Source organism: Teretinema zuelzerae (assembly GCF_021021555.1).
GTDB classification, from domain to species: Bacteria; Spirochaetota; Spirochaetia; order Treponematales; family Treponemataceae; genus Teretinema; species Teretinema zuelzerae.
Genome location: NZ_JAINWA010000001.1, coordinates 1,281,061 through 1,293,721, shown reverse-complemented (window position 1 = coordinate 1,293,721; position 12,661 = coordinate 1,281,061). Strand labels below are relative to the sequence as shown.

The window sequence follows — 12,661 nt, the reverse complement described above, 5'->3', positions numbered from 1 at the left end:
GCAAGCGTGAACAAGCGAGATTTCCCCAAAGTCCACTTCTACGATCAGGACTTTGTAGATATTTATGACCGGAGCTGGGCCTGGGTGCAGGACTATTGGGTAACACCCGATGTTAATGGCTTATCTCCCGAGGGTTATTTTATCTACCCGGAAGGGGAAGAATCAATACTCAACCAGTTCGAGACCATTTTCTCATCATTTTTCTTCGTGTATTCGAACCGAAACTATCACGCCAACCAAAGCCTTGATTTTTTCTACGAGCATCAGGAAGAGAACGGAGCCATCCGCTGGAAATATAACCTGCTGACCGGCGATCCCGTTCTTTCAAAGGATAATCCCGAGGGCATCGGCATGCCGCTGTTCGCCTGGGCCGAATTCAATCTGTTCCACAAGTCCGCGAACAAGAAGCGCATCAAGGACATCATGCCGGTGCTTCAGAAGTATATGTCCTGGATCGACGCGACCTTCAAGAAGGAATGCGGCTTGTACCAGGTGCCGCTCGCGGCTACCACCATGATCAATTCCCCCCGGAAGAAGGCCGACTTTCTCGTCGATTTCAACACCGCACTCGCGATCAACGCGCTGTATATGTCCGCCCTGGGAGATATTCTCAACGACAAGGAACTGAGCTTTCAGTACAAGAGAATGTATTTCTCGCTGAAGACCCGAATCAACTCCCACATGTGGGATCCTGAAACCGGCTTCTACCACGATGTCGATTCGGACCTCGTCCGCCAGCCCCAGAAAACGATCGCGGGCTTTTGGCCGCTTCTTGCCGAAATTCCGAACGAGGACAAGGCAGACAAGCTCATTTCCCATTTGCTCAACCCCCATACCTTCGGGGTGGATCATCCGTTTCCGTCGCTTTCGGCCGACGATCCGGAATACGATGAACGCGGCATGGGCTATCGCGGAAGCGTTTTCGCGCCTTTCACCTTCATGGTCGTAAAGGGTTTGGAAAAATATCAGCGGTGGGATCTCGCACGCGAATGCGCTATCCGCCATCTCTATTATGTTCTGGACGCGCTGTCTCCCAACGGAGAGCACAATAAGGGTTTTCTCTGGGAGGCGTACATGCCCCAGAAGGAAGGCCCTGCCCAGTGGCCGGGAAAAGAGGGCTTTCCACGCAAGCAGTATCTGCCCTACGCGGGACTGTCGACTATCGCCCTCATGATAGAAAACATCATCGGCTTGTCTATTTCCCTGCCCAGAAAAACCGTCGACTGGATCATTCCCAATCTTGAAGTGATGGGGATAGAGAATCTCAGCCTCAAGCGCAACCTGATCACGATTCTGTCGAACAAAAGCCAGCGCGGGTGGGAGATTCACATGGAGAGCGAAAAGCTTTACTATTTCACCATCAACATACTCGGACAGAAAAAGAAAACCCTGCCGATACCGTCCGGAAAATGTTCGATGCTGATCGACAAGCTCTGACGATTTTCTCATGAAGAACTCATACGGGCAGGGGATACTCTCTTTGAAAGGAACCTCCCAATATGCGTACGAAAGACGCCTCTGACATACAAAAGCCCGTCCGTTCCTGCTGCGATCCGCTTGCGGGCGCGGCCGCCGGGCCCCGCCTCGAGGCGGTAATCGAGATCGGCGCGACGGGTTTGCGGCTGCTTATAGCCGAAATTTCCGCCGACGGTTCCTGGGCCGTGATCGACCGCGCCGAGCGCGCTCTTGCTCTCGGCCGGGACGTGTTCACCATCGGGAGCATTTCCCGCGACTCCCTTCTGCAGTGTTTGGCTATTCTTAACCGATACCGCGAAATCTTGCGCAGTTGGGCGGTCGAGGACGCTCACGTCACCGTCGTCGCGACCAGCGCCATCCGCGAAGCGAAAAACCGGGATTCAATTCTGGACCGGCTCTCCGTTAAAACGGGCTTTCGCGTCCGGGTTATAGACGGAATCGAAGAAAACCGCCTCATGTATCTGGTCGTCAATAGGGCCCTCAGGGGAGCTCCGGGAGCGCTCGGAAAAATAAATTCGATCATCATGGACGTAGGCGGCGGCTCTACCGAAATCATGCTGATGCAGAAGGGCAAGATGGTCGCGGCCCACAGTTTCCGCATGGGCACCGTCATCATCGAGCAGCAGGTCAAGGCGATGATGGGCTCCGCGAAGGACATGCGCCGCTTTCTCGCCGAGTACATCAGGACCACCGGAGAAACGCTGAACAAGGAACTCCGCCTCGACCGCGTCCATCAGTTGATAGCCATCAGCAGCGACGCCCGCCTCGCGGCGCGCAGCATCGGAACTCCGGTAACCGATCTTCTTTCCGTCATCCCCCGGCATGAATTCATTTCCTTCGTTCAGCGGGTAACCTCGTACACCCCGGAAGAATGCGTGCGGAACTTCCGCATCAGCTACGGAGAAGCGGAATCCCTCACTCCCGGCCTTCTTGCCTACCAGTATTTTCTGGAAATGACCGAGGCTGAAACCGTTCTGGTGCCGTTTTTAACCCTGCGCGAGGGCGTCATTATTTCCTGCGTGTCGGGACCGGATCCATTGGTCAACGAGGAATTTTATACGCAGGTCGTCGCTTCCGCGGCAAATCTCGGCAAACGCTACCATGTGGACGAGGACCATTCTCGCTACGTCACCCGCATCGCCCTCGGTTTATATAATTGCCTGGAGGCCGAACTGGGCCTTGACCGCCATGCCCGGCTCATTCTCGAGGTCGCGGCGATCCTTCACGACGTCGGCAGCTTCATCCGTCCGGCCGACCATCATCTGCACAGCCAGTACATCATCGCCCACTCGGATATTTTCGGGCTTAACAAGGACGACATGAACATTCTGTCCAATGTCGTGCGCTATCATCGGGCCGAAAAGCCGAATCCGGGGCATCATGCCTACGCGACTCTCGCCCGCCAGGACCGCACCATGGTGTTGAAGCTGTCCGCTCTGCTGCGCATCGCGGACGCGCTCGATCGCGGGCATTCGCAGCATATCGAAGATTTCGACATCGAGCTCTCAAAGGATACGCTGTATCTGCGCGCCCGGGGGACTCACGACGTTACCCTGGAACGGATGGCGCTTGAGGAAAAGGCCGATCTTTTCGAAGAGATCTTCGGCTATCGTCTTGTATTAAATTGAAGGAACCGACATGAATACCGAATCGAACCGCTATTTCAGCAGAGAATTGTCCTGGATAGAGTTCAACGCGCGAGTGTTGACCGAAGCGCGTTCTCCCGATGTTCCCCTGCTGGAGAGGCTGCGCTTCCTGACGATCGTATCGTCCAACTTCGACGAGTTCTTCATGGTCCGCGTGGCAAGCCTCAAGGCTCAGCATCAATCGAATCCCGATTGGAGGGATGCCGCCGGCCTTACCGCTTCGCAGCAGCTCGCGGCCATTTCATCCCGGGTGCATGAGCTGGTTCAGTCGCAGTATCAGTGCTTGATGAACGAGCTTCTTCCCGGTCTCGCCTCGGAAGGCTTGAAGTACGTTCCTTCGGCGGAATACACCCCGAATCAAAACCGTTTTCTGGACGCTTTTTTCATGAACGAGGTGTTTCCCCTGCTTACGCCGTTGAAGACGGACGCGGAAGGGCTCGCCCGCAGCCTGGGCAATCTGCGCCTTCACGCGGCTTTTTGCTTGAAAAACAATCTTGCGCTTCCCGACGGGCCTCTTACGGCCTTTCTGGAGAAAAGCGGCATTCTTTCGGAAAACGAGGGCGACACGAGTCAAAAACCGTCAAAGCCCATTATTGCCGTCGTGCAAATACCCGCGAGCATCCCTCGCGTCGTCTGGCTGCCGGAGGAGCGGGGCGTTAAGCAGTTCGCGCTGTTGGACGATGTCGTGCAAACCTTCGGTCAGCGGTTGTTTCCCGGTTTTTCCGTCGAAGAAAGCCTTTTGTTCAAGATTACCCGGGACGCCGATTTCGCGGTGGACGAAGACCGGGACGCCGATTTCATCGCCGCGATCGAAGAAGTGCTTGTATCGCGCATGTCCTCCATTCCGGTACGCATGATCTGCACCGGCACGAGCCCTATCATCTCCGATTATCTGAAATCCGGAATGAAGCTGCAGGATATCGAGATTTACGCGGTAAACGGGCCGATCGATCTGCCGACTCTCGCCGCGCTGGCGAACGCGGAAGGCTTCGATCATTTGCGGAATCCCGCCTGGAAGCATTTGTGGCCGGTCGATCTGCCCCGCGACGAACCCCTGTGGGACGAGATGAAGCGGCGCGACATCCTTCTCCATGTGCCCTATCAATCCTGGGATCCGGTTATGCGCATGATAAACGATGCGGCCGACGATCCCGCTGTTCTCGCGATCAAGATGACTCTGTACAGGACGAGCGGCAATTCTCCCGTAGTGCGGGCTCTGGAGCGCGCCGCCCGAGCGGGCAAGCATGTGACGGTCTTCGTGGAGATCAAGGCGCGGTTCGACGAAGAACGCAACATCTCCTGGGCCGGCCGCCTTGAAAAAGCCGGCGTCATCGTCGTCTACGGCATCGCCCGGCTAAAGGTTCACGCGAAAATATTGCTGGTGATACGCCGCGAGATCGAAGGCATCAAGCGGTACGTCCATCTTTCCACCGGAAACTACAACGACAGGACCGCCCGTCTGTACGTCGACATGTCGATTTTCACGACCAACGACGAAATCGCCAACGACGCGACCCTCTTTTTCAACATGATTTCAGGCTGTTCAGCCATTCTGTCCACCAAGCGCCTGGTCATGGCTCCGATCGATATGAAGAGCCGGCTTATTTCCCTGATCGACCGCGAAATCGGCAGGTCCGCTCCGGAGCGGCCGGGCTTGATCATCGCGAAGATGAACAGCCTCGCCGATCCCGAAATCATCGACGCGCTGTACCGGGCGAGCCGGGCGGGCGTCCGCATTCAGCTCAATATTCGCGGAGTGTGCATGCTCGTTCCGGGAGTTCCAAAGCAAAGCGAAAACATCACGGTGGTGAGCGTCATCGACCGTTTTCTGGAGCATTCGAGAATTTTCTGGTTTGCGAACGGAGGAGCCGACGAATTATATCTGTCGAGCGCGGACTGGATGCCCCGCAATCTGGACCGCCGGGTCGAATTGCTCTTCCCCATTCTTGCGGAAGGGGTCAAGGCGACGATCAAGGACGTTCTCCAGCTGTACTTCGCGGACAACGTGAAATCGCACTTTCTTATGCCCAACGGATCCTGGCTTCGCCGAAGTCCCGAAGCGGGAGAGCAGCGCATCCGGGTGCAGGAGCTTCTGTACGAGGCTGAAAAAAGACGGACCGAGCTGTACGAGCAGGAGCCTCAGCGGGAATTCATCGTCCGCAGGGCAGAGCCGTAATACGATCCGCGTCGGGAGGCTTCTGCCTCCTCCGAATCACTTGCCGAGTATTTCGTAGATGCGGTCGAGGTCGTCCCGCGAATAGTAGGATATTTCAATCGTTCCCCGATCCAGATTTCCTTTCAGCAACACCTTGGTTCCAAGAATATCGATGAATTTCTGTTCGAGGCTCCGTACTTCTATGTTTTTGGCGGGGTCGTCTGCCTGTCCGCGCGCCTTGGCGTCCTTTTTCGGGGATGCCGCATTCGCCCTGCTTCCGCCGTTCAATTCCGCCGCCATGCGTTCTGTCTCTCTGACCGAAAGACCGTTGCCCAGAATGCGCCCGAAGAGGATTCTCTGGTCGGACGGATTCAGCACCGAGAGGATGGCTCTCGCGTGTCCGGGGGTGATCTGCCCCGACGCGAGCGAGGACGTCATGTCTTCCGGGAGTTTGAGCAGGCGCAGGGAGTTCGCTACGGTCGAGCGGTTTTTGCCGACGCGGGCCGCCGCTTCCTCCTGGCTCAAATTTCCCAGGGTCATAAGCTTGTGGTAGGCCTGGGCTTCTTCTACCGGATTGAGGTTTTCGCGCTGTATGTTTTCGATGAGGGCGACTTCGAGCTTTCGTTCTTCCGAAAATTTCTTTACCACGACCGGCACTCTGGCGAGTCCCGCGAGCCTCGCGGCGCGCGTTCTCCGTTCTCCGGCTATGATGAAATAGGTTCCGTCTCCGGCGTCCTCGACGATGATCGGCTGGATTATTCCGTGTTCGCGGATCGAGTCCGCCAGTTCCTGGAGGGCTTGTTCGTCGAATTCGCGCCTGGGCTGATGGGGATTCGGTTTGAGAAACGCGGGATTAATAAAAAGTTCCGAGCCTGCTCCGGAGGCGTTCTCGCCTGAATAAGCGGTTCTTGCGCCGCTTTCCGCGTCAGAATCGTCAAGAAGGGCTCCGAGCCCGCGTCCAAGTCCGCCTGTTTTAGCCACGTTCCAATACCTCTTTCGCCAGCTTTTCGTAACTTCTCGCACCGACGCACAGGGCGTCGTACTTGCAAATCGGCAGACCGTGCGAGGGAGCCTCTGAAAGACGGACATTGCGCGGAATTATTGTTCGGAAAACCCGGTCTTTAAAATAGGATGTTACCTGATGCACGACGTCCTGGGCCAATCTCGTGCGCGAGTCGTACATGGTAAAGAAAATGCCGCCGATTTCCAGCTCGGGATTCAGCGTTTTCTGGACGCGCTTTACCGTCTGCAGGAGGAGGGTGAGCCCTTCAAGCGCGAAGTATTCGCATTGCAGGGGGATAAGCACGGCGTCCGCTGCGACGAGTCCGTTCAGTGTGAGTATTCCAAGCGAGGGCGGGCAGTCTATCAGTATGTAGTCGTAGGTGCTTTGAAGGGGGGCAAGGGCTTTTTTCAGGAAGTATTCGCGTTCTTCCTGGTCGACGAGTTCGATCGCCGCTCCGGAAAGGTCTATCGAGGCGGGAATGACGGAAAGTCCGGGTATCGCCGATTCGCGTATAACCTCGGCCGCAGGGGAAGTTCCGGCCATCAGGTCGTATACAGTCGGTTTTTCCCTGTCCACTCCCACGCCGGAAGTCATGTTTCCCTGCGAGTCGAAATCGACCAGCAGGGTTTTTTTGCCTTCCAGCGCAAGATACGCGCCTATATTGATGGCTGAGGTGGTTTTGCCCACCCCGCCTTTCTGGTTCACAAAAACAAAGGTTTTCCCCATATCCGGGTATTATACCGGATTTTCATCCTTTGTGAAAGTCTCTTCTTTGCAGACAGCGGCTCTCGCGAAGGGTTTTGGCGGGCTTTATTTTACGGGAAGCGGATTATAGGATACCTGATAGTCGTAGACGTCGATTCCTTCAGATTTTTTCACGAACCCGACTGCGATATAGGTCGCGGGGGTGAATACGACTTCTATTACCGTTTTGAACAGGTAATTCGAAAGAGCCATCACGACGAGAACAGAAAGCGGGTAGATGCCGGTAAAGGCGATGAAGACGAAAAGCGTCGAATCCAGAAGCTGTCCGACCAGCGTCGAGCCGATGGTGCGCGTCCACAGCCGTTTTCCCTTCGTCGCTACTTTCAAGCGGGAAAGAACCGCCGAGTTCGACCATTCGCCGGCGAAGTACGCGACTATGCTTGCAATGACGATGCGCGGCATCAGCATGAGGATGTTGTTGAAATCATCCTGAAATACCCAGCTGGGTTCCGCGGGCAGGTAGCCGATGAGCCATACGTTTACCGCCATGAGGACCAGCATTATCAGCCCCGTCCAAATGACTTTTCTGGATTCCCTGTAGCCGTACACCTCGGTGAGTATGTCGCCGAATATGTAGGACAGGGGAAAGAGGAGAGTCCCGCCGTCGAAGACGAAGGGCCCGATCTGGACCATTTTGGATGCCAGAATGTTGGAAATAACCAGGATGCCGACAAAGAGTCCGGTGATAACCGGCAAGAAAGATGTTTTCTTCGTGTTGTTGTTCATGGCGGGTGAGTGTATAGAAAAAAAGAAGGGCTTTCAAGCTCGTTCGCAAATTGATTCAAAGAGATCCGTGAGATGAGGTTTACTCAGCGGGCTGCGAACACCCGGCGGCATGCGCCGGGCAACACGTATTAAAAAAAAAGCCGGCCCGGGGAGGAGGCCGGACCGGCTTAACGAACGGTTATTCGTGGTTTATGCGGAGCGGATTTGAATCTGCCTGGGCTGCGACTCGGGCTTGCGGGGAATATTTACGGTGAGTACTCCGTTCTTGAAGTCCGCTTCGACTTTCTCGGCGTCGATGTCTTCCGGAAGGGAGAATCGGCGGGAGAAGCAGGTTGATCGTCTTTCCCGAATCAGGTACTCGACTCCGTCCTCTTTTTTCTTCTCTTCCTTGTTCGCTTCTTCCAGCGAAGAAATGGAAAGCACCCTGTCTTTCAGGTTGATTTCCACATCTTTTTCCGTCATGCCGGGAAGATCCATTTCCATAACGTAGGCGGTTTTCGTTTCCTTCACGTCTACTCGCGGCGCTGTGGTTGTCGCGGGAAGCGGGGCAACGAATCCGAAATCTCTGTCAAAGGCGTCCAACACGTTTGATGCGAAAGAGGGTGAAAAAAGGCTTAATGCGTTCATGGTAGTACCTCCATGGTATTGTGTTATGTGCGTCCGTACCGGACATTAATATATCAGCAAAATGCGTGCCAACTTGATGACAATAGGTGTTTAGTTTTATTTCTATGTAATGTAAGGATTTGTTTCGTTTTATCTTGGAATGGTTTTGCTTTTTGTGGATAATTTCTGTTTCATTTTTCACTTGTTGTGTCACATTTTCTTGATCGATTGTGTCACAATGATACATTTTTGGGCTCTTCCGGGTTGTCGGCGGGTATCTTCGGGCACTGGTACAGCGAGGGTGTAATGGTATAGTATTTAGTGTAATGAAAGACCGTCTTGATGATATTCTCATGGATTTTTTGGAGTCCACTCTCGAGCCTTTCCCCTTATCCGCCTTATTACGATTCATGGGCGAAGCTGCAACCGCGGAAAATTATGAAGACCTTTCCGATTATCTTTCATACAATCAGCTTGCCTATCTTAATCCCTCCTGGAACGGAGAAGAGCCGCTCTGGATCAGCCGCGCCGGCCTCTTTACCGGGAGGACCGCATTGATTCGTCCGGGCAAGAAAGAATTGGCGGCCGGCGTTTTCCTTCCCGGCTCCCGTCTGGTTCCCTATCAAGATCCCTCGTATCTTCCTCATGAACTTACCTTTATTCATAACGGACGAATACTCCCGCGCGTGCCGTATGAAACCGATCCCGACGAAGCCTATCCTCTGTATTCCTTCTTCGGCGAGGAATATGTTCCTCAGTATCTATCGCTCGATAATTCGGCGAACGATCTTCTTTTCTCGGATTCGGACGGCGCGGATCCGTCGTGTTTCAGTTTGATGGCGGTAGACGTTCGAGACGTGTACTGGTCCGGCGTTTTCCGCGCGGGCGATTTTCTCGCCGCAAAAGTTGTCGATTGGGCCGGCGGAATTTTCGAACTCTCCGTTGTGCCCGCTCCCGAGGAGTCCGATCGGGACGAATGGCTCGGCGTGCTGGAAGAGTCTCTTGTTCAGGAGTTCGATTCGATCGGCCCTTCGGCGAGCATGGATGAACAGCTGGCCTTTTCCTTCTTTCTGGGCCAGGAACTGCTTTTCAACGAAAACGCGGTTCCGGTCGGCGATCTGCTCGGCTGGTCCGAACGTGTGGACATGGAGCCGTACGGCGTCGAAACGAGGCTTTGGCATAAGGGTTCCGTTATACCCGCCCAATCCTCCTGGGCGATGACTCTGATAGCATCTCCTTCCTCCTTGCTGGAGGAATCCTTCGTTCTTCTGGGCCTGCCCGTAAATCTCATCGTCATGGATTCGTACGTAAAGGACAGCCTGTACTTGAGGGAAGCGGCCTCTGACGCGTTGTTGAAGCGGCTTCTGCCCTTCGGGACTATTCAGTCGCATTTTTGCGTTCCCATCATCGAACGAGCTCTCGAATCGAGAAAAAACGAGCTCGGCAAAACCTATAACCGTTTCGCGGATAATGAAGTCGGCGTGCTGCGCAATCGCTACATAGCCCTTCATTCCGCATTGTCCCGAACCATATTCGAACTGCAGCATAGCGGCATACGGCCGGACGACATCCCCGAACAGGGCGCGGTAGTGCTCGGGCAGTTGATGACGCATACCGTTTCGGCTATCGAAAATCTCGAGGGCTATGCGGAGGAAACGTCCGGAGACGTCGAAGCTCTGTGGTCGTCGATCGAAGGAATGGAAGACAGCTTTTTCGACACCAGGACGGCGATTATGGAAGCGCTGCCTTCGTTGAAGAAGAAACGTTTCTCGGTGATCAAGAAGGAGAAGCCTGATGTCTGAATCTGATTCGATCGTGAGAATGATCGAAACCGGCGGAGTGTATTACAATATTTCCGGAGCGACTCCCGCGGATGTTTTCGCTTCCGTCATTCCCGAGCTTGTTCTTCCCGCATGCGTTTCCCGCGAATCCCTTCTTGCGGGCTTGATAGAGCGCGAAGGCTTGATGACTACGTCGATCGGAAACGGCATCGCGCTCCCGCATCCCAGAACTCCTCTCGTCCATGCTGAAGAGGACGAACGCATTTTCATCTGTTTTCTCGACAAGCCGGTCAATTTCGACGCTATGGACGGGAAACCGGTCTATGTGCTATTTATGATTCTGTCTTCCGGATCGGGCTCCCATCTGCGGGCGCTGTCCCGTCTTTCCTTTTTGTTTCAAAAAGATTCGTTCAGAGCCCTTCTGAAGCAAAAGCCCGATACATCGGAGCTTATCCACGCAATCAAAGAATTATTATAAGGAGTCTACGCAATGAGCAAAGAACTAGACGCTGTCGCCCTTTCGGTCCGCAGCCTCTCAATGGATGCCATCCAAAAGGCGAATTCCGGCCATCCCGGCCTCCCTCTTGGAACAGCCGAGCTGGCGGCCGTCCTCTACGGCAAGATACTCAATCACAATCCCGCCGACCCGGAATGGAAGAATCGGGACCGATTCGTGCTGTCGGCCGGCCATGGATCGATGTTTCTCTACTCAATTCTGCATCTATCAGGATATAAGGTGTCGATGGACGACATCAAGAACTTCAGACAAATCGGCTCTAAGTGTCCCGGACATCCCGAGTACGGCTATACCGAAGGCGTCGAATCGACGAGCGGCCCTCTGGGCCAGGGCGTAGCAACCGCTGTCGGAATGGCGATCGCCGAGTCCATGCTGGCGGCTCGTTTCAACACTGCCGCGCACACGGTAGTCGACCACTACACCTATTCTCTCGTCGGCGAAGGCTGCCTGATGGAGGGAATCTCCTCGGAAGCTTCGAGCCTCGCAGGGCACTTGAAGCTTGGAAAACTCATCGTTTTTTATGATGAAAACAAGATCTCCATCGATGGCTCGACCGATCTTTCCTTCTCCGAAGACGTCGCGGCGCGCTACGCTTCGTACGGCTGGCAGGTTCTCCGCGGAGACATGTACGACTATGCCGGCATCGAGAGTCTGGTGAAACAGGCGAAGGCAGACGGCCGACCCTCTCTGATCATGCTGAAGTCCGTCATCGGAAAGGGCGCCGCATCCGTCGCCGGCACCGCGAAAGCTCATGGTGCGCCGATCGGCGCGGAAGGAATCGCCGCGGCGAAGACTGCGCTCGGCCTTGATCCCGCAAAGGATTTCCAGGTTGTTCCCGCCGCCTACGACTATTTCGCCGCGCGCAAAGCCGATTTCGCGGCCGCCGAAGCCTCGTGGAAGTCCGTATTCGACGCCTGGTCGAAGGCGAACCCCGCGCTCCGCGCCGAATGGGATGCTTTTTTTGCCGAAGGCGGTATCGATAACGCACGCCTGAACGCCGCTGTTCTTCCTCCCGTCAAGACCGGAGACAGCCTGGCTACCCGCACCGCTTCGAACAACGCGCTTAACGCTTTCGCCGCGGTTCTTCCGAATCTTGTCGGCGGTTCCGCCGACCTGCAGGGTCCGAACGCGGTAGGCATAAAAAACACGGCCGCCTTCTCCGCAGAACACCGCGACGGAAGATATCTTCACTTCGGCATCCGCGAGTTCGCCATGGCCGCCATCACCAACGGCATTCAGCTCCACGGAGGCTTGCGCCCGTTCTGCGCGACCTTCCTGATCTTCGCCGATTACCTGCGCCCGGCTCTCAGGCTCTCCGCCCTCATGAAGCTGCCGGCGATCTACGTGCTTACACACGACTCCATCTATGTAGGCGAAGACGGCCCGACCCATCAGCCCGTTGAAACCATTTCCTCACTCCGGGGCATTCCCAACGTCTGGGTGCTTCGCCCCGCAGACGCCGAGGAAACCTCCTACGCATGGAAGATGGCTCTCGCCCGAAAAGACGGACCGGTATGCCTCGCTCTCACCCGGCAGAACATTACGGTGTTCCCGAAAGACGATCCGGACTGGAAGCACACGATCGAGTGCGGAGCCTACATTGTTCGCAAGGGTTCCGATTCTCCGGATGTAACTGTTCTCGCGACCGGTTCCGAGGTGTCCCTCGCCCTTGCCGCCGCCGATCTCGTTCCCTGCAAGAAGATCCGGGTCGTTTCAGTGGTTTCCAAAGAGCTGTTCGAATCCCAGAGCGAAGTAATCCGCAACGCCATCGTAGGCGGTTCGAAGAACTCCGTGCGAATCGTCACGGCGGAAGCCGGCATCCGCATGGGATGGGAAGGCTGGACGCGCGACGCTTCCGACAACTTCTCCATCGAACGCTTCGGCGAGTCCGGCCCCGCGAACAAGGTCGCCGAGCATCTCGGCTTCACCGCGGAAGCGTTGGCAGCGGTACTGAGGAAATAAGGTTGGATGCGTTTCCGGCTCGGG

10 protein-coding genes are annotated in these 12,661 nt (G+C 55.4%); 6 read left to right on the top strand and 4 right to left on the bottom strand.

What is annotated here, in order from left to right:
• Positions 1 to 6 precede the first annotated feature (6 nt).
• The 3 genes from K7J14_RS05830 (at position 7) to ppk1 (ending at position 5,298) form a co-directional block, all read left to right on the top strand.
• Entirely contained in the window at positions 7 to 1,437 is a 1,431-nt protein-coding gene (locus K7J14_RS05830) for an MGH1-like glycoside hydrolase domain-containing protein (RefSeq protein WP_230754247.1), read from the top strand.
• A gap of 62 nt (positions 1,438 to 1,499) precedes the next feature.
• A complete protein-coding gene (locus K7J14_RS05825; RefSeq protein WP_230754246.1) occupies positions 1,500 to 3,104 on the top strand; it encodes a Ppx/GppA phosphatase family protein in 1,605 nt (534 codons plus the stop codon).
• Between the two features lie 10 nt (positions 3,105 to 3,114).
• A complete protein-coding gene (ppk1, locus tag K7J14_RS05820; RefSeq protein WP_230754244.1) occupies positions 3,115 to 5,298 on the top strand; it encodes a polyphosphate kinase 1 in 2,184 nt (727 codons plus the stop codon).
• A gap of 36 nt (positions 5,299 to 5,334) precedes the next feature.
• On the opposite strand, the gene K7J14_RS05815 is transcribed toward ppk1, so the two are convergent.
• From K7J14_RS05815 to K7J14_RS05800, 4 genes are all read right to left on the bottom strand, one after another.
• Positions 5,335 to 6,258 (bottom strand): ParB/RepB/Spo0J family partition protein, encoded by a 924-nt coding sequence (locus K7J14_RS05815; protein ID WP_230754242.1) that lies wholly within the window; start codon positions 6,256 to 6,258, stop codon positions 5,335 to 5,337.
• A complete protein-coding gene (locus K7J14_RS05810) occupies positions 6,251 to 7,006 on the bottom strand; it encodes a ParA family protein (protein WP_230754239.1) in 756 nt (251 codons plus the stop codon). Before K7J14_RS05810 ends, K7J14_RS05815 begins: the two co-directional genes overlap by 8 nt.
• A gap of 84 nt (positions 7,007 to 7,090) precedes the next feature.
• Positions 7,091 to 7,771: a queuosine precursor transporter gene (locus tag K7J14_RS05805; RefSeq protein WP_230754237.1), complete on the bottom strand. Its 681-nt coding sequence runs from the start codon at positions 7,769 to 7,771 to the stop codon at positions 7,091 to 7,093.
• Positions 7,772 to 7,960: 189 nt separating this feature from the next.
• Positions 7,961 to 8,398: an Hsp20/alpha crystallin family protein gene (locus K7J14_RS05800; protein ID WP_230754235.1), complete on the bottom strand. Its 438-nt coding sequence runs from the start codon at positions 8,396 to 8,398 to the stop codon at positions 7,961 to 7,963.
• A 305-nt stretch (positions 8,399 to 8,703) separates the two neighbouring features.
• Between K7J14_RS05800 and K7J14_RS05795 the strand changes: the two genes are divergently transcribed.
• The 3 genes from K7J14_RS05795 to tkt are packed head-to-tail and all read left to right on the top strand — an operon-like array spanning position 8,704 to position 12,637.
• Positions 8,704 to 10,179, top strand: coding sequence for a hypothetical protein (locus K7J14_RS05795; protein WP_230754233.1), 1,476 nt, complete (start codon positions 8,704 to 8,706; stop codon positions 10,177 to 10,179).
• Positions 10,172 to 10,636 carry a PTS sugar transporter subunit IIA gene (locus K7J14_RS05790; RefSeq protein ID WP_230754231.1) on the top strand — a complete coding sequence of 155 codons (465 nt, stop codon included), beginning with the start codon at positions 10,172 to 10,174 and terminating at the stop codon, positions 10,634 to 10,636. The genes K7J14_RS05795 and K7J14_RS05790 overlap by 8 nt, the downstream gene beginning before the upstream one ends.
• Before the next feature lie 12 nt (positions 10,637 to 10,648).
• On the top strand, positions 10,649 to 12,637 hold the full coding sequence (gene tkt, locus K7J14_RS05785) for a transketolase (protein ID WP_230754230.1): 1,989 nt from the start codon (positions 10,649 to 10,651) through the stop codon (positions 12,635 to 12,637).
• Positions 12,638 to 12,661: the final 24 nt, after the last annotated feature.

Excerpts from the sequence above, each read along its gene's own strand:
- K7J14_RS05825 (WP_230754246.1), top strand. The coding sequence starts at position 1,500 with ATGCGTACGAAAGACGCCTCTGACATACAAAAGCCCGTCCGTTCCTGC.
- ppk1 (WP_230754244.1), top strand. The coding sequence starts at position 3,115 with ATGAATACCGAATCGAACCGCTATTTCAGCAGAGAATTGTCCTGGATA.
- K7J14_RS05810 (WP_230754239.1), bottom strand. The coding sequence starts at position 7,006 with ATGGGGAAAACCTTTGTTTTTGTGAACCAGAAAGGCGGGGTGGGCAAA.
- K7J14_RS05805 (WP_230754237.1), bottom strand. The coding sequence starts at position 7,771 with ATGAACAACAACACGAAGAAAACATCTTTCTTGCCGGTTATCACCGGA.
- K7J14_RS05800 (WP_230754235.1), bottom strand. The coding sequence starts at position 8,398 with ATGAACGCATTAAGCCTTTTTTCACCCTCTTTCGCATCAAACGTGTTG.
- K7J14_RS05795 (WP_230754233.1), top strand. The coding sequence starts at position 8,704 with ATGAAAGACCGTCTTGATGATATTCTCATGGATTTTTTGGAGTCCACT.
- K7J14_RS05790 (WP_230754231.1), top strand. The coding sequence starts at position 10,172 with ATGTCTGAATCTGATTCGATCGTGAGAATGATCGAAACCGGCGGAGTG.
- tkt (WP_230754230.1), top strand. The coding sequence starts at position 10,649 with ATGAGCAAAGAACTAGACGCTGTCGCCCTTTCGGTCCGCAGCCTCTCA.